24 protein-coding genes (1 of these 24 cut by a window edge) are annotated in these 22,024 nt (G+C 72.4%); 12 read left to right on the top strand and 12 right to left on the bottom strand.

The genetic code is table 11. The features are described 5' to 3' along the window. The 3 genes in view from Q5425_RS10215 to Q5425_RS10205 are tightly spaced (at most 6 nt apart) and all read left to right on the top strand, a layout consistent with a single transcriptional unit that may run on beyond the window. A protein-coding gene (locus tag Q5425_RS10215; protein ID WP_308671875.1) for an MgtC/SapB family protein crosses the window boundary here: on the top strand, nt 1–199 show its 3' end. 593 nt of this gene lie to the left of the window's left edge; 199 of the gene's 792 nt are visible here — the last part of the coding sequence; its start codon lies off the left edge, out of view; the stop codon is at nt 197–199. 6 nt (nt 200–205) lie between these two features. Further along, the gene (locus Q5425_RS10210; RefSeq protein ID WP_396135142.1) at nt 206–412 is read left to right on the top strand and encodes a hypothetical protein; all 207 of its coding nucleotides are present in this window, start codon (nt 206–208) and stop codon (nt 410–412) included. 6 nt (nt 413–418) lie between these two features. After that, nucleotides 419–625 (top strand): hypothetical protein, encoded by a 207-nt coding sequence (locus tag Q5425_RS10205; RefSeq protein WP_396135142.1) that lies wholly within the window; start codon nt 419–421, stop codon nt 623–625. A gap of 54 nt (nt 626–679) precedes the next feature. On the opposite strand, the gene Q5425_RS10200 is transcribed toward Q5425_RS10205, so the two are convergent. Then, nucleotides 680–3,544 carry an aconitate hydratase gene (locus tag Q5425_RS10200; protein ID WP_308671874.1) on the bottom strand — a complete coding sequence of 955 codons (2,865 nt, stop codon included), beginning with the start codon at nt 3,542–3,544 and terminating at the stop codon, nt 680–682. A 355-nt stretch (nt 3,545–3,899) separates the two neighbouring features. Between Q5425_RS10200 and Q5425_RS10195 the strand changes: the two genes are divergently transcribed. The 6 genes from Q5425_RS10195 to Q5425_RS10170 all read left to right on the top strand — a co-directional run bounded on the left by Q5425_RS10195 (nt 3,900) and on the right by Q5425_RS10170 (nt 9,795). Further along, entirely contained in the window at nt 3,900–5,213 is a 1,314-nt protein-coding gene (locus tag Q5425_RS10195; protein ID WP_308671957.1) for an NlpC/P60 family protein, read from the top strand. A gap of 42 nt (nt 5,214–5,255) precedes the next feature. Next, entirely contained in the window at nt 5,256–5,966 is a 711-nt protein-coding gene (locus Q5425_RS10190; RefSeq protein ID WP_308671873.1) for a methyltransferase domain-containing protein, read from the top strand. Between the two features lie 9 nt (nt 5,967–5,975). After that, the gene (locus tag Q5425_RS10185) at nt 5,976–6,521 is read left to right on the top strand and encodes a molybdenum cofactor guanylyltransferase (RefSeq protein WP_308671872.1); all 546 of its coding nucleotides are present in this window, start codon (nt 5,976–5,978) and stop codon (nt 6,519–6,521) included. 271 nt (nt 6,522–6,792) lie between these two features. Next, nucleotides 6,793–7,866 (top strand): AAA family ATPase, encoded by a 1,074-nt coding sequence (locus Q5425_RS10180; RefSeq protein ID WP_308671871.1) that lies wholly within the window; start codon nt 6,793–6,795, stop codon nt 7,864–7,866. Between the two features lie 7 nt (nt 7,867–7,873). Further along, a complete protein-coding gene (locus Q5425_RS10175) occupies nt 7,874–8,818 on the top strand; it encodes a DUF58 domain-containing protein (RefSeq protein ID WP_308671870.1) in 945 nt (314 codons plus the stop codon). A 2-nt stretch (nt 8,819–8,820) separates the two neighbouring features. Further along, entirely contained in the window at nt 8,821–9,795 is a 975-nt protein-coding gene (locus Q5425_RS10170) for a VWA domain-containing protein (protein WP_396135141.1), read from the top strand. Between the two features lie 68 nt (nt 9,796–9,863). Here the strand turns inward: Q5425_RS10170 and Q5425_RS10165 are convergent, their stop codons facing one another. Genes Q5425_RS10165 through Q5425_RS10135 form a run of 7 tightly spaced genes read right to left on the bottom strand, consistent with a single transcriptional unit; the run spans nt 9,864 to nt 15,646 of the window. Beyond that, nucleotides 9,864–10,376, bottom strand: coding sequence for a hypothetical protein (locus tag Q5425_RS10165; protein ID WP_308671868.1), 513 nt, complete (start codon nt 10,374–10,376; stop codon nt 9,864–9,866). Between the two features lie 9 nt (nt 10,377–10,385). After that, on the bottom strand, nt 10,386–10,841 hold the full coding sequence (locus Q5425_RS10160; protein WP_308671867.1) for a tRNA (cytidine(34)-2'-O)-methyltransferase: 456 nt from the start codon (nt 10,839–10,841) through the stop codon (nt 10,386–10,388). Between the two features lie 3 nt (nt 10,842–10,844). Then, on the bottom strand, nt 10,845–11,267 hold the full coding sequence (locus Q5425_RS10155; RefSeq protein ID WP_308671866.1) for a thioesterase family protein: 423 nt from the start codon (nt 11,265–11,267) through the stop codon (nt 10,845–10,847). Between the two features lie 14 nt (nt 11,268–11,281). Beyond that, nucleotides 11,282–12,226: a TAXI family TRAP transporter solute-binding subunit gene (locus Q5425_RS10150; protein ID WP_308671865.1), complete on the bottom strand. Its 945-nt coding sequence runs from the start codon at nt 12,224–12,226 to the stop codon at nt 11,282–11,284. Next, on the bottom strand, nt 12,223–13,617 hold the full coding sequence (locus Q5425_RS10145; protein ID WP_308671864.1) for a HAMP domain-containing sensor histidine kinase: 1,395 nt from the start codon (nt 13,615–13,617) through the stop codon (nt 12,223–12,225). Before Q5425_RS10145 ends, Q5425_RS10150 begins: the two co-directional genes overlap by 4 nt. Before the next feature lie 3 nt (nt 13,618–13,620). Next, a complete protein-coding gene (locus tag Q5425_RS10140; RefSeq protein WP_308671863.1) occupies nt 13,621–14,298 on the bottom strand; it encodes a response regulator transcription factor in 678 nt (225 codons plus the stop codon). 7 nt (nt 14,299–14,305) lie between these two features. After that, complete coding sequence (locus tag Q5425_RS10135) at nt 14,306–15,646, bottom strand: MFS transporter (protein WP_308671862.1); 1,341 nt, start codon at nt 15,644–15,646, stop codon at nt 14,306–14,308. 185 nt (nt 15,647–15,831) lie between these two features. On the opposite strand from Q5425_RS10135, the gene Q5425_RS10130 reads away from it, so the two are divergent. Continuing rightward, nucleotides 15,832–16,536, top strand: a complete 705-nt coding sequence (locus tag Q5425_RS10130; protein ID WP_308671861.1) for a beta-ketoacyl-ACP reductase — start codon at nt 15,832–15,834, stop codon at nt 16,534–16,536. 34 nt (nt 16,537–16,570) lie between these two features. Beyond that, nucleotides 16,571–17,338 carry an enoyl-ACP reductase FabI gene (gene fabI / locus Q5425_RS10125; protein WP_308671860.1) on the top strand — a complete coding sequence of 256 codons (768 nt, stop codon included), beginning with the start codon at nt 16,571–16,573 and terminating at the stop codon, nt 17,336–17,338. Between the two features lie 3 nt (nt 17,339–17,341). Here the strand turns inward: fabI and Q5425_RS10120 are convergent, their stop codons facing one another. Together Q5425_RS10120 and Q5425_RS10115 are read right to left on the bottom strand one after the other, a co-directional pair. Beyond that, nucleotides 17,342–18,502, bottom strand: coding sequence for a Cmx/CmrA family chloramphenicol efflux MFS transporter (locus Q5425_RS10120; protein WP_308671859.1), 1,161 nt, complete (start codon nt 18,500–18,502; stop codon nt 17,342–17,344). A 75-nt stretch (nt 18,503–18,577) separates the two neighbouring features. Beyond that, nucleotides 18,578–19,162 carry a TetR/AcrR family transcriptional regulator gene (locus tag Q5425_RS10115; protein ID WP_308671858.1) on the bottom strand — a complete coding sequence of 195 codons (585 nt, stop codon included), beginning with the start codon at nt 19,160–19,162 and terminating at the stop codon, nt 18,578–18,580. Between the two features lie 87 nt (nt 19,163–19,249). Between Q5425_RS10115 and Q5425_RS10110 the strand changes: the two genes are divergently transcribed. After that, nucleotides 19,250–20,293 (top strand): ferrochelatase, encoded by a 1,044-nt coding sequence (locus tag Q5425_RS10110; RefSeq protein ID WP_308671956.1) that lies wholly within the window; start codon nt 19,250–19,252, stop codon nt 20,291–20,293. Here the strand turns inward: Q5425_RS10110 and Q5425_RS10105 are convergent. Both Q5425_RS10105 and Q5425_RS10100 read right to left on the bottom strand, forming a co-directional pair. Continuing rightward, entirely contained in the window at nt 20,290–21,069 is a 780-nt protein-coding gene (locus Q5425_RS10105; RefSeq protein WP_308671857.1) for a methyltransferase, read from the bottom strand. The two genes, Q5425_RS10110 and Q5425_RS10105, sit on opposite strands and share 4 nt — an antisense overlap. A gap of 98 nt (nt 21,070–21,167) precedes the next feature. Beyond that, nucleotides 21,168–21,965: a hypothetical protein gene (locus tag Q5425_RS10100; protein ID WP_308671856.1), complete on the bottom strand. Its 798-nt coding sequence runs from the start codon at nt 21,963–21,965 to the stop codon at nt 21,168–21,170. Nucleotides 21,966–22,024 lie beyond the last annotated feature (59 nt).

Raw genomic sequence — 22,024 nt, 5'->3', positions numbered from 1 at the left:
GTTGCTCGTGCAGTCGTTGACCCGCACGGACTTCCGCTTGCTTTCGGTGCTGAGCACCGACCGCGAGGACCACACGGTCGAGGTGCGGGCGGAGCTGGTCGGCGACCAGCGCGACGACGCCCAGATGGAGGCCGCGGTGTCGCGGCTCTCGCTGGAGCCGTCGGTGTCGAGCGTGCGGTGGGAAGCCGTTCCCGCGTAAGCGCACGTGCGGGCGTTGCTCGTGCAGTCGTTGACCCGCACGGACTTCCGCTTGCTTTCGGTGCTGAGCACCGACCGCGAGGACCACACGGTCGAGGTGCGGGCGGAGCTGGTCGGCGACCAGCGCGACGACGCCCAGATGGAGGCCGCGGTGTCGCGGCTCTCGCTGGAGCCGTCGGTGTCGAGCGTGCGGTGGGAAGCCGTTCCCGCGTAAGCGCACGTGCGGGCGCTGCTCGTGCAGTCGTTGACCCGCACGGACTTCCGCTTGCTTTCGGTGCTGAGCACCGACCGCGAGGACCACACGGTCGAGGTGCGGGCGGAGCTGGTCGGCGACCAGCGCGACGACGCCCAGATGGAGGCCGCGGTGTCGCGGCTCTCGCTGGAGCCGTCGGTGTCGAGCGTGCGGTGGGAAGCCGTTCCCGCGTAAGCGGAGGGCCTCCCCGCGCACCGCGCGGGGAGGCCCTCCGTACTGCGAAAACCCTTACGCCTGCGTCATCTTCCGCAGCACGTACTGCAGGATGCCGCCGTTGCGGTAGTAGTCCGCCTCACCGGGGGTGTCGATGCGGACGTCCGCGTCGAACTCCACCTTGGTGCCGTCGGCCTTGGCGGCGGTGACGTGCACCGTGCGCGGGGTCTCGCCGTCGTTCAGCTTCGTGATCCCCGAGATGTCGAACGTCTCGGTGCCGTCGAGGCCGAGCGACGAAGCCGACTCGCCCGCCGGGAACTGCAGCGGGATGACGCCCATGCCGATCAGGTTCGAGCGGTGGATGCGCTCGAACGACTCGGTGATCACCGCGCGGACGCCCAGCAGCGAGGTGCCCTTGGCCGCCCAGTCGCGGGACGAGCCCGAGCCGTACTCCTTGCCGCCCAGCACGACCAGCGGCGTCCCGGCCGCGGCGTAGTTCTGGGCCGCGTCGTAGATGAACGCCTGCGGAGCGCCCTCCTGCGTGAAGTCGCGGGTGTAGCCGCCCTGCACGTCGTCGAGGAGCTGGTTGCGCAGCCGGATGTTCGCGAACGTGCCGCGGATCATCACCTCGTGGTTGCCGCGCCGGGAACCGTAGGAGTTGAAGTCCTTCTTCTCCACGCCGTGCTCGGTGAGGTACTGCGCGGCCGGGGTGCCCGGCTTGATCGCGCCGGCGGGGGAGATGTGGTCGGTGGTGACCGAATCGCCCAGCTTCGCCAGCACGCGCGCGCCGGTGATGTCGGTGACCGCGGCCGGCTCCGGCGTCATGCCCTCGAAGTACGGGGGCTTGCGCACGTAGGTGGATTCCGCGTCCCACTCGAAGGTCTTGCCTTCGGGGGTGGGCAGCGACTTCCAGCGCTCGCCGCCGTCGAAGACGTCCGCGTAGTCCTTGGTGAACATCTCCTGCGTGATCGCGTGGTCGATGGTCTCCTGGATCTCCTTGGCCGTCGGCCAGATGTCCTTGAGGAACACATCGTTGCCCTGCGCGTCCTGGCCCAGCGGCTGGTTCGCGAAGTCGAAGTCCATCGTGCCGGCCAGCGCGTAGGCGATGACCAGCGGCGGCGACGCGAGGTAGTTCATCTTCACGTCGGGGTTGATCCGGCCTTCGAAGTTCCGGTTGCCCGAGAGCACCGAGACCGCGGTGAGGTCGTTCTCCTGGATCGCCGCGGAGATCTCGTCCGAGAGCGGGCCGGAGTTGCCGATGCAGGTGGTGCAGCCGTAGCCGACCAGGTGGTAGCCCAGCTTCTCCAGGTACGGCCACAGGTTGGCCTTGGTGTAGTAGTCGGTGACGACCTGCGAGCCCGGCGCCATCGACGTCTTCACCCACGGCTTGACCGTGAGGCCCTTGTCCACGGCGTTGCGCGCGAGCAGCGCGGCACCGAGCATGACCGACGGGTTCGAGGTGTTGGTGCACGAGGTGATCGAGGCGATCACCACGGCGCCGTGGTCGAGGACGAACTCGCCGCGGTCGGCGGTGGACACCTTGACCGGCTTGCTCGGGCGGCCCTCGGCGGCCTTGCCGGTGTGATGCGGTGCCGGCTCGCCGCCGCCGTTGCCCGAGGCGGCGTGCGCCGGCGCGTCACTGGCGGGGAAGGACTCCGCCGACGCCTCGTCCACAGTGGACTCGACGCCCTTCGGCTGCTCCTGCGGGGGAACGCCCGGCTTGCGCTCGGCCGACCCCTCGACCTCGTCGGTGACGTAGTCGCCGAGCGACACCCGGAACGACGTCTTCGCGTCGGTCAGCGCGACGCGGTCCTGCGGGCGCTTCGGGCCGGCGATCGACGGGACGACCGTCGACAGGTCCAGCTCGAGGTACTCGGAGTAGGCCGCCTCGCGCGACGGGTCGTGCCAGAGGCCCTGCTCCTTGGCGTAGGCCTCGACCAGCGCGACCTGCTCGGCCGAGCGGCCGGTCAGCTTGAGGTAGCGGACGGTCTCGTCGTCGATCGGGAAGATCGCCGCGGTGGAGCCGAACTCCGGGCTCATGTTGCCGATGGTGGCGCGGTTGGCCAGCGGCACCTCGGCGACGCTCTCGCCGTAGAACTCGACGAACTTGCCGACGACGCCGTGGCGGCGCAGCATCTCGGTGATGGTGAGCACGATGTCGGTGGCGGTGACGCCGGCCGGGATCTCGCCGGTCAGCTTGAAGCCGACGACGCGCGGGATGAGCATCGACACCGGCTGGCCCAGCATGGCCGCCTCGGCCTCGATGCCGCCGACGCCCCAGCCCAGCACACCGAGGCCGTTGACCATCGTGGTGTGCGAGTCGGTGCCGACGCAGGAGTCGGGGTAGGCCTGGCCGCCCCGGGCCATCACCGTGCGCGCGAGGTGCTCGATGTTGACCTGGTGCACGATGCCGGTACCCGGCGGGACGACCTTGAACTCGTCGAAGGCGCCCTGGCCCCAGCGCAGGAACTGGTAGCGCTCGCGGTTGCGCTCGTACTCGATCTCGACGTTGCGCTCGAAGGCGTCGGGGCGGCCGAAGACGTCGATGATCACCGAGTGGTCGATGACCAGCTCGGCGGGGGCGAGCGGGTTGACCTTGTCGGGGTCGCCGCCCAGGTCGGTGACCGCTTCGCGCATGGTGGCGAGGTCGACGACGCACGGCACGCCGGTGAAGTCCTGCATGATCACGCGGGCCGGCGTGAACTGGATCTCGATCGACGGGTCGGCCTTCGGGTCCCACGAGCTCAGCGCGCGGATGTGGTCGGCGGTGATGTTCGCGCCGTCCTCGGTGCGCAGCAGGTTCTCGAGCAGGATCTTCAGGCTGTACGGCAGGCGCTCGGCGCCCTCGACCTTGTTCAGGCGGAACACCTCGTACGAGGCGTCGCCGACCTTCAGCGTGTCTTTGGCGCCGAAGCTGTCCTTGCTGGCAGGTGCGGTCACGTCTAACTCCAGTGGCGGGGACGCCGCTCCGTCGCGGCAGGGGAGTCCCGGGTCAGTTCGGTCGGTTCGGTGGGGCGAGTCTTGCGCACCCCCACCGTAGGACCGGATTCGGGATGGCACACCTCGCGGTGGTTCAAACAGTACGCGTGTCCTGTTTAACGGACAAGACGACACGCGGTGTGGGCTGCGCCATTCGGACAGGCGGCGCGGCGGGGGTCCCTCAATGAGGGGAATTGGTGCCTACGTTCTGTAAGTTGCCGCTGATGCTTGTGATAGTGGTGTGACTGCAGTGACACGCGGTGTGTGCTGGTGAGCGGAGGTGACGGTCGTGGCCGAAGGGTGCGGGAGTCCGCGGGTGCCGGGCGTCCGCCGGGGACTCAGCGTGAGCACGCTCACGCTGGTGATCTTGTTCGGCCTGGGCGGGACCGGTCTGGCGGCGCCCCCGCCGCCGCCCAACCCCAGTGACTCCGAGATCCAGGCCGGCAAGGCCGACGCGAACGCGAAGGCGGGCGAGGTCGGCCGGCTGACCAACCAGCTGGCCCAGGCCGAGCAGAAGCTCTCGCAGCTGCAGGACGACGTCGAGCTCAAGCAGGAAGAGGCCAACAAGGCCCTGGTCGACCTGCAGACCGCGCAGGACGCCGCCGCCCAGGCGGAGAACGACGCCAAGGCCGCGCGGACCGAGGCGGACGCGGCGGCGGCGGCCATCGAGCAGGCCCGGGCGGACCTCAAGACGTTCGCCGCCGCGAGCTTCCAGCAGGGCAGCACGGTCGGCTCGCTGTCGGCGTACCTGGGTGCCGACAGCCCCAAGGACATGCTCGCCCGCGCGCAGCTGCTCGACGCCGTCGGCGGCAACCGGCTCAACGCCCTCGACCGGCTCCAGCAGGCGCAGACCGACAAGTCCAACAAGGACGCCGCCGCCCGCAAGGCCGCCGAGATCGCCCGGGAGAAGCAGGACGCGGCCCGCCGGGCCAAGAACAGCGCCGACGCGGCGCAGACCGTCGCCGAGCGGGCCCAGGACGGCCAGGCGGCCCAGGCCACCCAGCTCGAGCAGAACAAGTCCGACGTCGAGCAGCAGCTGTTCGCCGCGCAGGCGAAGGTCAGCGGCCTGCAGGGCCAGCGGCAGCGCTACCAGGACTGGCTGGCCCAGAAGCAGCGCGAGGACGAAGAACGCGCTCGCCAGGCCGCGCTCGCCGCGTCCGGGGGCGGTGGCCGTCCGTCGGGCGGGGCGGCACCCGCGGGCCCGGCCGGCTCGTCGATCGAGGCGGTGATCGCCCGGGCGCTGTCGAAGCTCGGCATGCCGTACGCGTGGGGCGGCGGCAACGCGAGCGGCCCGACCCGCGGCATTCGCGACGGCGGCGTCGCCGACCGCTACGGCGACTACAACAAGATCGGCTTCGACTGCTCCGGCCTGATGATCTACGCCTTCGCCGGGGTCCGCTCCCTGCCGCACTACAGCGGCTACCAGTACACGACGGGGCGGCGGGTGCCGCTGTCCCAGATGCGCCGCGGCGACCTGCTGTTCTGGGGCGGCCCGGGCGGCATCCACCACGTGGCGCTGTACCTCGGCGGCGGGCAGATGGTCGAGGCGCCGCAGTCCGGCCTGCGGGTCCGGGTCGCCCCGGTGCGCTACGGCGGGATCATGCCGTACGCGACCCGGCTGATCGGCTGAAACTCGCTCGACGGCGGCCGGGGTCGTCGCCAGGATCGCCTGGTGGACGACGAACTGAACGCGCTGCGGCGCTCGCGGATGCGCTGGAACACGCCCCTGTCCGAGCCGCACGCGGAGCTGCTGCTCGACCGGATGGACCTGGCCGGGGGACACCTCGTCGACCTCGGCTGCGGCTGGGGCGAGCTGCTGCTGCGGGCGCTCGGCCGGGCGCCGGACCTGCGCGGGACCGGCGTCGACACCGACGAGACCGGGCTGGCGCGGGGCCGGGCGGCGGCTCGCGAACGCGGCCTGGCCGTGGACTTCACCGAGGCGGACGCCGCGACCTGGGACGGTCCCGCCGACCGGGCGTTCTGCATCGGCGCCGCCCACATCTTCGGCTCGACCGAGGCGGCCCTCGAGCGCCTCGCGCGGGTGGTGCCGTCCGGCAGGCTGCTCTACGGCGACGGCTTCTGGGCGGCGCCGCCGGACCCGACGGCGCAGGACATCTTCGGCCCGGACATCCTGACCTTGCCGGACCTGCTCGACGCCGCGGACGCCGCCGGCTGGCGCGTGCTGCACTTCAGCACCGCCGACCAGCTGGAGTGGGACGAGTTCGAGTCGACCTCGCGGGCCGGCTGGGCGGAGTGGCTGGCGGCGCACCCGGCCGACCCGCGGGCGGCGCCGGTGCGGGAGTGGCTCGACCGGCGGTTGCGCGAGTACGTCCGTGACTACCGGGGCGTGCTGGGCTTCACCTACCTCGTGCTGGGCCGCTAGGGTGCCCCGGTGCGCTACGCGGGGATCGTGGTGGCCGGCGGCTCGGCCCGCCGGCTGTCCGGTGTGGACAAGCCGGCGCTGACGGTGGGCGGCAAACCGTTGCTGGCCCGCGCGATCCACGCCCTCGACGGCGCCGAGCGGGTGATCGCGGTCGGCCCGCGACGCCCCGGCTTCGACGTCGTGTGGACCCGCGAGCCGGTGCCGGGCACCGGACCGGTGGCGGCACTGGCGGCGGGCCTGGCGTTCGTCCCCGACGACGTCGAGGCGGTCGTCGTGCTGGCGGCCGACCTCCCGGGCGTCCGCCGGTCCACAGTGGACAGGCTGCTGGCGGCGATCGGCCCCGGCGACGGCGCGGTGCTGGTGGACGCCGCCGGCAAGCGGCAGTGGCTGCTGGGCGCCTGGCGGGTCACGGCCCTTCGCGCGGCCCTGCCGGACGACGTCGACAACGCGGCCCTGCGCCGGGTCCTGGGTGGGCTGACGGTCACCGAGCTCCCGGCGGAACGGGGCGAAGCGGACGACATCGACACGCCGGAGGACCTCGAGCGCCACCGCTGAGCCGTTCCGGTGCCGGGCGAGGCTGCAGCAAAGTCCCCGGTCCGCCGGTCCCGGCTGGACGGGCGGGTGTCGGACTCCGGGCGAGCGCCGGCGTGTCCGCGGGCCCTGTCGGGTCGGAACCCTTCACAGGTGTCACACCGCTGACCGTGTTGGCTGATCGTGGGCCGACGCCGCCGTCCGCGTGCCGGACGGACGGCGGCCCGGGGGAAGCAGTACGGTCGCACCGCGTGATCACCGTCGCGGGGGCGGCGCACGAGTTTGAGGAGGCAGAGTGACCGAGCCCGGCTACGCCGAGGGCGGGAACGGGCAGCAGCCCGCGACCCCGGCCCGGGACGCCCAGTTGCTGGAGCGGACCGTGTTCGAGGTCAAGCGGATCATCGTCGGCCAGGACCGCCTGGTCGAGCGGATGCTGGTCGGCCTGCTGGCCAAGGGGCACCTGCTGCTCGAAGGCGTGCCCGGCGTGGCGAAGACCCTGGCCGTGGAGACGTTCGCCCGGGTCGTCGGCGGCTCGTTCTCGCGCGTGCAGTTCACCCCCGATCTGGTGCCCGCCGACATCCTCGGCACCCGGATCTACCGCCAGGGCGCCGAGCGCTTCGACGTCGAGCTCGGCCCGGTCGTGGCGAACTTCGTGCTCGCCGACGAGATCAACCGCGCGCCCGCCAAGGTCCAGTCGGCGATGCTCGAGGTGATGGCCGAGCGGCACGTGTCGATCGGCGGGCAGACCTTCCCGATGCCCGACCCGTTCCTCGTGCTGGCGACGCAGAACCCGATCGAGAACGAGGGTGTCTACCCGCTGCCGGAGGCGCAGCGCGACCGGTTCCTGTTCAAGATCCTCGTCGAGTACCCCTCGGCGGAGGAGGAGCGCGAGATCATCTACCGGATGGGCGTCACCCCGCCCACCCCGCACGAAGTGCTCAGCCCCGGCGAGCTGGTCCGGCTGCAGGGCGTCGCGGCGCAGGTGTTCGTGCACCACGCGCTCGTCGACTACGTGGTCCGGCTGGTGCTGACCACCCGGACGCCGAACGAGCACGGCCTCGCCGACGTCGCCGGCTGGGTCTCCTACGGCGCTTCGCCGCGTGCGAGCCTCGGCATCATCGCCGCCGCGCGGGCGCTGGCCCTGGTCCGCGGCCGCGACTACGTGCTGCCGCAGGACGTCGTCGACGTCGTGCCCGACGTGCTGCGCCACCGGCTCGTGCTGTCCTACGACGCGCTGGCCGACGGCGTGCCGATCGACCACATCATCACGCGCGTGCTGCAGACCGTGCCGCTGCCGCAGGTCTCCGCCCGGCCGCAGGGCGGGACCGGCCAGGGTGGCCCGGTCCCGGCGGGCGCGCCGGTCAGGTAACCCGGCGATGGCGAAGAACGAGAAGGGCGTCCGCCCTTCGTGGGCGCCGCCGGTACTGCGCGGCGACCGCCTGGAAGCCGGGCTCCGGACGCTGGAGCTCGACGTCCGCCGCCGGCTCGACGGGCTGCTGCAGGGCAACCACCTCGGCCTGGTGCCGGGGCCGGGGTCCGAGCCCGGTGAGGCGCGCCCCTACCAGCCCGGCGACGACGTCCGCCGGATGGACTGGGCGGTCACCGCCCGCACCACGACCCCGCACATCCGCGAGACCGTGGCCGACCGCGAACTGGAGACGTGGGTCGTCGCCGACCTCTCGGCGAGCCTGGACTTCGGGACCGCGCTGTGCGAAAAGCGCGACCTGGTGGTCTGCGCGGTCGCGGCGGTCGCCCACCTGACCGGGGGCGGCGGCAACCGCATCGGCGCGCTGATCTCCACCGGCGCCGACACGGTCCGCATCCCGGCGCGCGGCGGCTTGGCGCACGCGCGCGGGCTGGTGCGGAAGCTGGCCGAGACCCCGCGCGCGGCCGAGGGCACCCGGGGCGACTTCGCCCAGGCCCTGGAAGCGCTGCGCCGCCCGCCGCGCCGCCGCGGCCTGGCCGTGGTGATCTCCGACTTCCTGGGCGACACCTCCTGGGAGCGGCCGCTGCGGGCGCTCGGCGGGCGCCACGAACTGATCGCGATCGAAGTCCTCGACCCGCGCGACGTCGACCTGCCCGAGGTGGGCACCGTCGTGCTGGCCGACCCGGAGACAGGGAAACAGCGCGAAGTGCACGCTTCGGCCTTGCTGCGCAAGGAGTTCGGGGCCGCGGCCCACGCCCACCGGCAACGGGTGGCGGCCGGCCTGCGGCGCGCGGGTGCGGCGCACCTGACGCTGCGCACGGACGCCGACTGGATCGCCGACATGGTGCGGTTCGTCGTCGCCCGCAAGCGCCGCTGGTCGGGGGGTGTGGCGTGAGGATGACCGGATTCGCGTCGCCCTGGTGGTTCCTGCTGCTGATCGCCGTGGCCGCGGTCGCCGTCGGGTACGTGCTCGCCCAGCGGGCGCGCCGGAAGCGGACGATGCGGTTCGCGAACCTGGACCTCCTCGAGAAGGTCGCGCCGAAGAGCCAGGGCTGGGTGCGGCACGTGCCGGCGGTGCTCATCGTGCTGTCGCTGCTGCTGCTCACGGTGGCGCTGGCCGGCCCGACCGCCGAGCAGAAGGTGCCGCGCAACCGGGCGACCGTGATGCTGGTGATCGACGTGTCGCTGTCGATGGAGGCCACCGACGTCCTGCCGACGCGGCTGCAGGCGGCCCAGGAAGCGGCGACGAGTTTCGCACGGAACATGACGCCGGGGATCAACCTGGGGCTGATCTCGTTCGCGGGCACGGCGACGGTGCTGGTCAACCCGACCACGGACCGCAACGGCGTGATCAAGGCGATCGAAAACCTGAAGCTGGCCCAGTCGACGGCGACCGGGGAAGGCATCTTCGCGGCGCTGCAGTCGGTGGAGAGCTTCTCGAGCGTCGTCGGCGGCGCCGACGGGCCGCCGCCGGCGCGGATCGTGCTGATGTCCGACGGGAAGCAGACGGTCCCGGAGGACCTGTACGCGGCGCGGGGCGGGTACACCGCGGCGCAGGCGGCGAAGCAGGCCGGGGTGCCGATCTCGTCGATCTCGTTCGGCACCACCCACGGTTCGGTCGACATCGAGGGCAAGGCCCAGCCGGTCAGCGTGGACGACGAGTCCCTGCGGGAGATCGCCCGGCTCTCGGGCGGCGACTTCTACAAGGCGGCCAGCGCCGAGGAGCTGAAGAAGGTCTACGCGGACCTCGGCGAGCAGATCGGCTACGAGCTCAAGGACGCCGACGCGAGCAAGCCGTGGGTGGTGGTGGGCACGCTGATCCTGATGCTCGGCGCCGCGGCCAGCCTCTTCTTCGGCCAGCGGCTCCCGTAGCGCCCCGAGCTTTCACGTGAAAGCTCGGGCCTCGAGGCGTCACTTTCCCTATGAAAGTGCGCTTCCGGTCAGGCTCGGCGGACGCCGTGGAGGCTTCCGCCGAGCAGGGTCACCCCGGAGAGGACGCCGCTGACGAACGGGACCCAGGGCAGCGCGGTGCTGCCGAGCAGGGCCAGGCCGGCGACGCCGAGCACGGTCAGGACCACGCCGACCGCGAGGATCGAGCGGGTCTTCCACGCCGACGCGAGCGCGGCGAAGTGCAGGCCGACGACGGTCGCGATCCAGGCCACGTTGGCCTGGACGGGCGCCTCCAGCAGGCGCAGGACGAAGAACCCGCCGAAGAGGAGCACGACCTCGCCCAGCACGACGAACCGGTAGCCCGGCCCGAACATCGGCCGCCCGTCGAGCGTCGGCCGCCCGCCCGCGCGGACGCCGAGGACCACCACCGCCGCCAGGGCGAGCACGGCGAGGACCCGCAGCACCCAGCCGAGCGCCGCGGGAAGCGGGTCGCCGGAGTTGGCGAGGACGAAGACGGTGCCGAACGCGGCGCCGATGAGCGCCCCCAGGAACTGCTGTCGCATCCGGTGAACCTACCGGAAGCCGTTCTGGCGCCAGGCTTCGTAAACCGTGATGGCCGCGGTGTTGGCGAGGTTCAGCGACCGGCTCGTCGGCCGCATCGGCAGCCGTACGCGGTCGGTCACCTCGGGCGCTTCCCGGACGTCGGCGGGCAGCCCCACCGACTCCGGCCCGAACATCAGGACGTCGCCCGGGGTGTAGGCGACGTCGGTGTACAGCCGCGTCGCGGAGGCGGTGAACGCGTAGACCTCGGCCGGCAGCAGTACTTCCCAGGCCGCGGCCAGCGAGGCGTGCACGTGGACCCGGGCGAGGTCGTGGTAGTCGAGCCCGGCCCGGCGCAGCTGCTTGTCCTCCAACGTGAAGCCGAGCGGCTCGACCAGGTGCAGTTCGCAGCCGGTGTTGGCGGCGAGGCGGATCGCGTTGCCGGTGTTGGGCGGGATTTCCGGCTGGTAGAAGAGAATGCGGAACACGGCTCAGTCCCCGAGCAGGCCCGCGTAGACCTTGCGGACCGCGTCCGGCGGCGGGGCGGGCCGCAGGGTGGCGGGGTCGATGAAGACGTACCGGAGGTTCGCCGCCAGCAGGAGCGTCCCGTCGCGGTGGATCTCGAAGTCGAAGATGAGCGACGTCGTCCCGAGGTGGGTCAGGTACTGCGAGACGACCAGCTCCTCGTCGTACCGGGCGGGCGCGCGGAACTTCAGGTTCGCCTCGGCGACCACGACATCGGTGCCGTGCGCGAGGAACTCGTCGTGGGAGCCGAAGAGGGCCTTCTCCGCCTCGAAGGCGCACATGTCCACATAGGCCAGGTAGTGGGCGTTGAAGACGATGCCCTGCCCGTCGCACTCGTGGTAGCGCACGCGCAGCGGCATCTCGGCGATCGGGCGGCGAGGTGCGGTCACGCGCCCAATCTAGTTCAGCCGTGCAGCGCTCGGTACGCGGCCGCCGCGCCCGGCTGCAGCGGCACCGGTTGCGTCCCGATCAGTGTCCGGACATCCAGGAACTGGGTGCCGACGGCTTCGGCGGGCACCAGCGCCGTGGCCCGTTCGACGAGCAGCCGGACCACGGCCGCGGCGACGTCGCCGGGCAGGGACGGCGCGCACACCAGCAGGTTCGCCACGCCGATCGTGCTCAGCGCGCCGACCCCGCGGTACGCGCCGTCGGGGACCTGGACCTGGTCGTAGACCGGGCCGTACGCCGCCCGCAACGCGGGCACCACCGAATCCAGGGGCAGCAGCGCGATCGGGGTCGTGCGGGTGAGCTCGGCGAGCTTCGGCGTCGGCACCCCGCCCGACCACAGCATCGCGTCGATCCGGCGGCCGGCCAGCGCGCGGACCGCGTCGTCGAACAGCAGGTGCCGGGCGTCCACGGCGACGCCCGCCTTGGTGAACAGGCGCTCGCCGAGCTGTGCCGCGCCGGAGCCGCTCGCGCCCAGGGACACCGCGCGCCCGGCGAGGTCGGCGAGCTCGCGCACCGGCCCGTCGGCCCGGACCACGAGCTGCAGGTAGTTCTCGTAGACGCGGCCGAGCGCGAGCAGCGGCACCTTCCCGGCGAACGGCGGGCCGCCGCGGAGCGCGGTCTGGGCGACGTCGGCGAGCACCAGCCCGAGGTCGGCCTGCCCCCGCTGCACCAGGCCGACGTTGGCCACGCTCGCCTCGGTCGGCACGGCGGTGGCGTGCAGCAGCGGTTCCGCGCGGTTCAGTTCGGCCGAGAGGAGCTCGGCGAAGGCCAGGTAGAACCCGCCCCGCTCGCCGGCCGCGATGGTGAGCGCGCGTTCCGGGCCGGCGTAGCCCGCCGACGAACACCCGGCCAGCGCGAGGCCGAGGCCGCCGAGCAGGGCCGTGCGGCGGGTGAGCGTCATCCCGGCACCTCCTGCAGCGGCAGCGTGACGCGGACTTCGAGGCCGTGCGGGTCTGCCTGCCGCAGGTCGAGGACGCCGCCGCGGGTACGCACCTGCTGGTGCGCGATGGCCAGGCCGAGGCCGGTCCCGCGCGGGGCGCCTTCACCGCCGGCGCGCCAGAACCGTTCGGTCGCCCGCGCTCTGTCCTCTTCGGACAGTCCCGGTCCGTCGTCGGCGACGACGAGCGTGGCGGTCGTGTCACCGCTTTCCCAATCCGTGGTGATCTTCGCGCCGCGGCCGGCGTAGTGGACGGCGTTGTCGAGCAGGACGTCGAGGACCTGCGCCAGCTCGCCTTCCGGGCAGCGAACGATCACCGGCTCGTCGTGGCCCGGCGGGGGGACGATCGCCGAACCGGCGTCCTCGGCGGCCGGGCGCCAGGCGTCGACGCGTTCGGCCAGCACGGACGCGAGGTCGCAGGTCTCGTCGGCACCGCCGGCCGCGACGCGGGTCGCGGTGCTCTCGGCCAGGGCGAGCGCGAGCAGGCCGTCGAGCAGCTTCTCCAGGCGTTCGACCTCGGCGACGGTCGCCCGGTAGGTGGTGTCGTCGCCTTCGATGCGCCCGGCCAGGGAGTCGACGCGCAGGCGCAGCGCGGCCATCGGGTTCCGGAGCTGGTGCGAGGCGTCGGCGACCAGCCGGTGCTGCTGCTCGGCGGCCTCGAGCACGGCTTCGGACATCCGGTTGACCTCGGCGGCCAGCGAACGCAGCTCGCGGGGCCCGGCGCGTTCCGGGACGTGCGCGCGGTGCCCGTCGGCGACGGCCAGCACCCCGGTTTCGAGCTCGTGCAGCGGCCGCACCATCCAGCGGGCCAGCACCACGGCGAGCAGCACGAACACCACCGCGACCAGCACGGCGCCGGCCCCGATGGTGCCCCACCGGGTGGCGACGTCCGCGGCCGCCGCCGTCACCGACGCGCGCAGCACGACCACCCCGGACACGCGGGTGCCGGTCCCGACGGGCCGCGCGAAGTAGGCCGGTTCGGCCGACCACGGGTCCAGCCGGTCCGCCCGCGGCGCCGGTTCGTTCCGCATGGTCGCTTCCACCAGCGTGCGCACCGCCGGGTCGCCCGCGGTCAGACCGCCCGCCTGCACCAGCGGGAGGCGCCGGGCGTCGACGATGACGACGCCTTCGCCGTACAGCTCGGCGTAGCGGGCCGCGTCCGCCGCGAGGGCCGCGGGGTCGTGGGTGTCGACGGCCTGCTGGGCCAGCACGACGAACCGGTCGACGTCGGCGGTGCGGGAGATGACCAGCTGCTGGGTGCGCTGCTCGGCGGTGGCGGTCAGCAGCGGCACGGCGAACGCGGCGACCACCGCGAGGGCCAGGGCGACCAGGACCACCAGGAGCCGGGTGCGCACGGGTCAGTCCCGGCCGAGCCGGTAGCCGAAGCCGCGGATCGTGGTGAGCAGGCCCGGGCGGTCCAGCTTGGCGCGCAGCCCGGTCAGGTGGACGTCGAGCGAGCGCGACACCGCGAGGTACGCGTCGCCCCACACCTCGTCCATGAGCTGCTGGCGGCTGACCGCGGTGCCGGGGCGGGCGGCGAGCACGGCCAGGATCTCGAACTCCTTGGTGGTCAGCCCGACGTCGTGCCCGGCGACGAGGACCCGGCGGGCACCGAGGTCGATCTCGACGTCTTCGAGGCGCACGACGTCACCAGCACTGTCGGCCGGGGTGGCACGGGCCACCGCGCGCCGCACGACGGCGTCCATCCTGGCCAGCAGCTCGGCCAGCCGCACCGGCTTGGTCAGGTAGTCGTCGGCGCCGAGCCGCAGGCCGCGCACCACAGACCGTTCGTCGCCGCGGGCGGTCAGCACGATCACCGGGACCGGCGAGACGGCCCGGATCTTGCGCAGGACGTCGAGGCCGTCGAGGTCGGGCAGCCCCAGGTCCAGCAGGACGAGGTCGGCGGCGCGGTGGTGGTGCAGCGCGTTGGCCCCGCGGGCGACGCTGGTGACGGGATGACCGCGCGCGTGCAGCGACTCGGCGAGCGCGCCGGCGACACCCGCGTCGTCTTCGACGAGGAGCACGCGCACGGCCATCCCCCTGTCAGTGCCGGTCTTCCCGGCGCTCTTCCAGCTCGGAGGTCTTCGAGGTTTCCCGCATTGTGCCGTAGACGATCAGGGACACCAGGACACAGCCCGCGACGTACCAGAAGAACACCGTTTCGTGCCCGGCGCTCTTCAGCGCCTGCGCGATCAGCTCGGCGGTGCCGCCGAAGATCGCCACGGTCAGCGCGTACGGCAGCCCGACGCCCAGCGCCCGGATCTTCGTCGGGAACAGCTCGGCCTTCACGATCGCGTTGATCGAGGTGTACCCGGCGACGATCACCAGCCCGGCCAGCACGAGGAAGAACGCGCCGACGGGGTTGCGGGTCGAGCCCATCACCGTCATCAGCGGGACGGTGAGCAGCGTGCCGCCGATGCCGAAGAACAGCAGCAGCGGGCGGCGGCCGATCCGGTCGGACAGGCGCCCGAACACCGGCTGCAGGCACGCGGCGAGCAGGATCGCGCAGAACAGCACGATGGTGACCTGCCGCCGCGGGATGTGCGCGGTGTTCTCCAGGAACTTCTGGCTGTAGGTGGCGAAGGTGTAGAAGCCGACCGTGCCGCCGAGGGTCAGGCCGACCACGAGCGCGATCTCCTTGGGGTACTTGGCCAGCGCGCGCAGCGTCCCGCGTTCGCCCGCCGCCTTCCCGACCTCGCCGCCGGACTCCCGCTCGAAACTCGCCGACTCGTCCATGCCGCGGCGCAGCCACATCACCGTCAGCGCGGCGAAGGTGCCGACGACGAACGCGATCCGCCAGCCCCACGACGTCAGCTGCTGCTCGGTGAGCAGCGCCTGCAGGATCAGCTGGAGCCCCAGCGCGAGCAGCTGGCCGCCGTAGAGCGTCACGTACTGGAAGCTCGAGTAGAAACCGCGCTTGCCGGGAGTGGCCACTTCGGACAGGTAGGTCGCCGAAGTGGAGTACTCGCCGCCGACCGACAGGCCCTGGATCAGCCGCGCGATCAGCAGCAGGATCGGCGCGGCGATCCCGATGGTGTGGTAGCTCGGCGTGACGGCGATGAGCAGCGAGCCGCCCGCCATGAGCGTCACCGAGAGCACCAGGGCGCTGCGGCGGCCGAACCGGTCGGCGAACCGGCCGAGCATCCAGCCGCCCAGCGGGCGCATCAGGAACCCGACGGCGAACACGGCCGCGGTCCCCAGGAACGCGGCCGTCGTGTCGGACGTCGGGAAGAAGGACTTGGCGAAGTAGGTGGTGAACGCCGCGTAGGCGTACCAGTCGTACCACTCGACCAAGTTGCCGATCGAGCCGCGCAGCACGTTGCCGATCACGCGCTTTTCGCCGCCGTGCTGGTACGTGGTGGCACCGCTGAGCCGGGTTGTCATCGTCGACCTCCTGTGTTGCGACTCACGGTGACCAACCGGCGGGTAACCAGCAAGGTCGGGAGGCAGTTCCTAACACCCGCTTAGGACGGTCTCCGCCAGCCCGGGCGCGGGTGCGCGACCCGGCGGCGCTGCCGATAACCTCGTGCGCGGCATCAGCGCAGGAGTTCACGAAGAGGGAGAACACAGTGGGACGGTCGGTTCTGGTCACCGGGGGCAACCGGGGCATCGGTCTGGCGATCGCCCGGGACCTCGCCGCACAGGGACACCAGGTCGCCGTCACGCACCGTGGTTCGGGTGCTCCCGAGGGGCTGTTCGGCGTCCAGGCGGACGTCACCGACTCCGAGCAGGTCGACGCGGCCTTCAAGCTCGTCGAGGAGCACCAGGGACCGGTCGAGGTGCTGGTGTCCAACGCCGGGCTGACCGATGACACGCTGCTGATGCGGATGAGCGACGAGCAGTTCGAGCGCGTCATCAACGCGAACCTGACCGGCGCCTACCGCGTCGCCAAGCGCGCCTCGCGCGGCATGCTGCGCGGCAAGTGGGGCCGGTTCGTCTTCATCTCCTCGGTCGTCGGCCTCTCCGGCTCGGCCGGTCAGGCGAACTACGCCGCGTCGAAGGCCGGCCTGGTCGGCTTCGCCCGGTCGCTGGCCCGCGAACTCGGCTCGCGCAACATCACCGCGAACGTCATCGCGCCCGGGTTCGTCCACACCGACATGACCGACGAGCTGCCCGAGGCGCGCAAGAAGGAAATCCTCGCCCAGGTGCCCTCCGGCCGGTACGCCGAGCCGTCGGAGATCGCCGCCGCCGTGCGCTACCTGGCCTCCGACGAAGCCGGCTACGTCAACGGCGCGGTGCTGCCGGTCGACGGCGGCCTCGGCCTCGGTCACTGACTTCCGTACCACCCGAACAAGACTTGGAGGACCCGTGCCCGGACTGCTCGAAGGCAAGCGCCTGCTGATCACCGGCATCATCACCGACGCGTCGCTCGCCTTCCACGCGGCCAAGATCGCGCAGCAGGAGGGCGCGAAGGTGGTGCTGACCGGCTTCGGCCGCATGTCGCTGGTCGAGCGCATCGCGAAGCGGCTGCCCGAAGCGGCGCCGGTGATCGAGCTGGACGTCACCAACCAGGAGCAGCTCGACGGCCTCGCCGACAAGGTCCGCGAGCACGTCGACGGCTTGGACGGCGTGCTGCACTCGATCGGCTTCGCCCCGCAGACCTGCCTGGGTGCGCCGTTCCTCGACGCGCCGGCCGAAGACGTCAAGACCGCGATCGAGATTTCGACGTACTCGTACATGTCGCTGGCGAAGGCGTGCCTGCCGCTGATGGGCCGGGGCGCGTCGTACGTCGGCATGGACTTCGACGCGCGCGTCGCGTGGCCGGTCTACAACTGGATGGGTGTCGCGAAGGCCGGGCTCGAGTCGGTCAACCGGTACCTGGCCAAGGAGCTGGGCCCGCAGGGCATCCGCGTCAACCTGGTCAGCGCGGGCCCGATGAAGACGATGGCGGCGAAGTCCATCCCGGGCTTCGTCGACCTGGAGGACGGCTGGGGCGAGCGCGCGCCGCTCGGGTGGGACAGCACGGACCCGGACCCGGTGGCGAAGAGCGTCTGCGCGGTGCTGTCGGACTGGCTCCCCGCCACCACCGGCTCGATGATCATGGTCGACGGCGGGGTCCACTTCCTCGGCGTCTGAGCCTCACACGGCCACCGGCTCACGGTCGTCGCCGCGCTGGACGGCGGCGGCGACCGTGAGCGCGGCCAGGGTGGCCACGCCGAGAGCGATCCCGGTCCAGGCGACGCTCGGGAAGCCGAGCCCGGCGTCGATCGCGACGCCACCCAGCCACGGCCCGATCGTGTTGCCGACGTTGAAGGCCGCGGTCGTGCTGGCGCCCACGAGGGTGGGCGCGTCACCGGCGACGTGGTAGGCGCGCACGTTCAGCGCCGGGTTGGCCCCGAACCCCGCGACGCCGAAGGCCGCCACGGCCGCGACGGCGACCAGCGTGTCGGTGGTGAGAGCGAGCACGAGCAGGGCCGCCAGTGCGAGCCCGAGACAGGCGTAGAGCGTCGCGAACGGCCGCCGGTCGGCGAGCCGGCCGCCCGCGGTGATGCCGATCAGCGCGCCGACGCCGAACAGGGCCAGTACGCCGGGCACCCAGCTTTCGGGGAGGCCGTCGGTCTCGGTCAGCAGGGGGGCGAAGTAGCTGAACGCGGCGAAGATCATGGCCTGGGCCAACGCGATCACGCCGAGGGCGAGCCAGACCCGGCCCCGGCGGTAGAGCCGCAGTTCGCCGCGGACGCTCACCGCGGCCCCAGTCGTCTCCGGGACCAGCAGCGCCACGCCCGCCACCGCGACCACGGTCGCCACCGCCACGGCCCAGAACGCCGTCCGCCAGCCGGCGTGCTGGCCGAGGAACGTCCCCGCCGGCACCCCGGCGATGTTCGCCACGGTCAGGCCGCCGACCAGGACCGCCATCGCGCGGCCGCGCCGCTCGGCGGGCACGAGCGCGATGGTCGTCGCCAGCGCGACGGCCCAGAACCCGGCGCACGCGAACGCCGCGACCACCCGCGTGGCGAAGAGGACGGCGTAGCTTTCGGCGAGGGCGCCGACGACGTGCGCCGCGGCGAACACGCCGAGCAACGCCAGCAGCGTCCGGCGGCGGGGGAGCCGGAGGGTGCCGATCGCCAGCAGCGGCGCGCCGACGACCATGCCGATGGCGAACGCCGAGATCAGCAGCCCGGCGTCGGGAATGCTCACCTGCAGGTCGGAGGCCATGCCGGGGAGCAGGCCGGTGATCATGAACTCGGACGTGCCCAGCGCGAACACGCTGAGCCCGAGGACGAAGACGGCCAGGGGCATGGGTTCTCCTCCGATTATGTATCGGTCAGTTCAAAACTGCGGCAGCGCCGAGCGGACTCGGGGGGAGAGCGGTGGTCAGCGGGCGACGATGGCCGACAGCGCGATGTCGGCGACGGCGTGCATGCTGTCGCGGCTCGTGCCCCGGCGGGCCATCACACGCAGGCCCGAGGTGGTGCCGAGCAGGAACTCCGCCACCTCGGCGGGGTCCAGGCCGTCGCGGAGGCTGCCGTCGAGCACGCCCTCGCGGACGCACGCGGCGAACATGGTCAGGTTCCGGTCGGTGTCGTGCCGCAGCGCGGCGCCCACCTCGTCGTCGGGCACGCCGAGTTCGGCGAGGGTGTTGACCACGAAGCAGCCGCGGCGGCGGTCCTCGAGGTCGTCCTCGACCGCACTGTCGAGCACTGCGGCCAGCCGCTCGGCCGCGGTGCCCGGGCCGTCGAGGATCGCTTGCCGCTTGTCCAGCTGGGTGCTGGTGTAGTGGCTCAGCGAACGCCGGAAGAGGGCTCGCTTGCTGGTGAAGGTGTTGTAGACGCTGCTGCGGCCGAGTCCGGTCGCTTCGCACAGGTCCTGCGTCGTCGTCGCTTCGTAGCCGTGTTCCCAGAACGCGTGCATCGCCTTCTCGACGGCGGCGGTCTCGTCGAATTCCCGTGGCCTGGCCATGAAACCACCGTACCAGAGTTTTGGACTGTGCGATTCATAACCGGCCCGGATCAGCGTGCGGGCCGCCACATCGGCAAGATGACGGGGGTGGGATACGACGCGTTGCTGTGGCTTTCGTTCGGCGGCCCGGAAGGGCCCGACGACGTCATGCCGTTCCTCGAGAACGTCACCAGGGGCCGCGGGGTGCCGCGCGAGCGGCTCCTGGAGGTCGCCGAGCACTACCGGCACTTCGGCGGGGTTTCGCCGATCAACAAGCTGAACCGCGACGCGATGGCCGCGGTGGAGAAGCAGCTGTCGGCGGCCGGCATGGACCTGCCGGTGCACTTCGGCAACCGCAACTGGCACCCGATGGTCGAGGACACCTTGGCTTCGCTGACGGCCGACGGCGCCAAGCGCGTGCTGGTGTTCCCCACGAGCGCGTACGGCGGCTACTCGGCGTGCCGCCAGTACGACGAGGACATCGAGCGCGCCCGCACGGCGGTCGGCGACGGTGCCCCCGAACTGGTGAAGATCCGCCAGTTCTTCGACCACCCGCTGTTCGTCTCGGCGGTCGCCGACGGCGTGCGCGCGGCCCACGCGTCGCTGGGGAACGAGCCGGGGATCCGCACGGTGTTCACGGCCCATTCGGTGCCGGACGGCGCGGACCGCGCAGCGGGCCCGCCCGCGGAAGGCGGCCGCCGCTACTCCCGCCAGATCGCGGAGGCGGCGCGCCTGGTCGCGGCCGAGGCGGGCATCGAATCCTACGACGTGGTGTGGCAGTCACGGTCCGGGCCGCCGCAGGTGCCGTGGCTGGAGCCGGACATCGTCGACCACATCGACGCGTTGCACGAGTCGGGTGTGCCGGGCGTGGTCGTGTCGCCGATCGGGTTCGTGTCGGACCACCTCGAGGTGATCTGGGACCTGGACAACGAGGCGGCCGAGCGCGCGGCGGAGCACGGAATGGCGTTCGCCCGTGCGTCGACGGCGGGATCGGACCCGCGGTTCGCGGAGCTGGTGGTGGAGCTGATCCGCGAGCACACGCACGGCGTCGAGCCGCGGAAGCTGTCGTCCTTCCCGGTGGCGGGCTGCACGGTCAACGGGGCGCCTTGCGCGGTGGGTTGCTGCGAGCCGGCGAAGCGGCCAGGCCGTTAGGTTCTGCGCCCCACGAAGTGGAAGACGCGGCTGAGCCGGCGGTAGGGATCCCGCCGGCCGGCTTCGAACTCGACGGCCGCCACACGCTCGGTTTCGGCGAGGCCCGGTCCGGCACCGCTGAGGTCGAGCCAGTCGACGAACAGCCAGACGCCGTACCACTCGACGGGTGCCACCCCGCGGCGGCGGAGGGACTCGCCGAGTTCCGCGACGGTGCCGGCGTGCGTCGGCAGGCCCAGCACCCCGACTTCGCTGCGGGCGTCGAACGCTTCCAAGGCGTCCTCCCAGCGTCCTTCCATCGCCGGGCGCACGGCCGCGGCTTCGGCGTTGCCCGTCATCACCGAGACGAGGCCGCCGGGAGCGGCACACCGGCACACCTGGTCGAGGACGGGGTCCGGCCGCTCCAGGTACCCGAGCACACCGTGGCACAGGACGGCGTCGAAGCGACGGCCGCCGACCGCCTCGTCGGCGTCGGCGCCGTCGGCTTTCACGAGGGTCACCCGCTGCCGGACGGCTTCCGGGAGCTGCCCGAGCCGCTGCCGGGCCTTGCCGAGCATCGCCGCCGACGAGTCGAGCAGGGTGACGTCGTAGCCCGCACGGGCCAGGGGGAACGACTGGTGGCCCGCACCGCCGCCGACGTCGAGCACCGAGGCGGGCGGGGCCGGCAGGTGTTCCAGCAACTGGCGGTGCATCACAAGGGTGCGCACACGCCCCTTCACGGACGCGTAGGCACCGTCGGCGAAATCGCCGGCCACCGCGGCCCAGGTGTCCTCGCCCATGGCGTCACGGTACCGCCCGGCCCCACTGCCCCCAGCGCCCCAATGTGGCGTTGGGTGCGTTCAACGCACCGAACGCCACATTGGGTGCGCTGGAAGCGTCAGCCTTCGCGGGCCGTCTGCTCCGCGAACACCCGCACGGCTTCGTTGACCGCCGCGCAGCGAGCCGTCCGGACCGCGTCCGACAGGGGGCGCAACGCCTGGGCCCGCAACGTCGATGCCGACGCCGAAAGCGCTCCGCCCGGGTCGTCCGTCGAGGCCACCACCAGGATCGCCGCGATCTCGTCGGCCCGTTGCAGCACCCGCAACGCGCGTCCCGGGGTGCCGGCCGGCCAGTCGACGTCCGGGCGGGAACGCAGGTGGGCCGACAGCTCCGCGCGCACGCCCGGCCGGTCGGAGGCCACGTCGAGCGTCTGCAACGCTCCGGCGCTGGCGCGGATCGCGTCCGTCAGGCCGTGCTCGGCCTCGCCGAGCGGGACGAACTCCGGGGTCGTCGGCGAGGACAGCGAGTAGACCGTCCAGCGCACCAGCCCTTCGGCGATCGGCTCCGGCACCACGCCGAACCCGAGGTCGGGGAGCACCAGCGCGTCGCCCGAACGCAACGCCGCTTCGGTGAACGGGCCGCCGCCGCCGAGGCCGCGGACGTCGCCCGGGACGGGGAGGACCAGCTGGAGGGATTTCGCTCCTTGCGAACGCAGGGCCATCAGCAGCTGCACCGGGGTGGCCGCCCGGTTGAACGCCAGCGGGAGCGCGAAAGCGTCGGCCGCGGCCGCGTCGGCGGCCACGACGTCGTGGGCTTCACCCCACGCGAGCAGGGCATCGAGGACATCGTCGGACGCGGCGGCCCCGTTGAGCCACGCGCTCGACCACACGGCGAAAGTCGCACTGGGACGGCACACGACACCCTATTTTACCGGCTCGCCCTCCTGAGCCGGGTGCGCGCCCACGCTGGAGCCGC

Source organism: Amycolatopsis sp. A133, assembly GCF_031082405.1.
In the GTDB taxonomy this organism is placed as follows: Bacteria; Actinomycetota; Actinomycetes; order Mycobacteriales; family Pseudonocardiaceae; genus Amycolatopsis.
The sequence above is the reverse complement of the archived record's forward strand: the minus strand, read 5'-3'. Positions and strand labels throughout refer to the sequence as shown.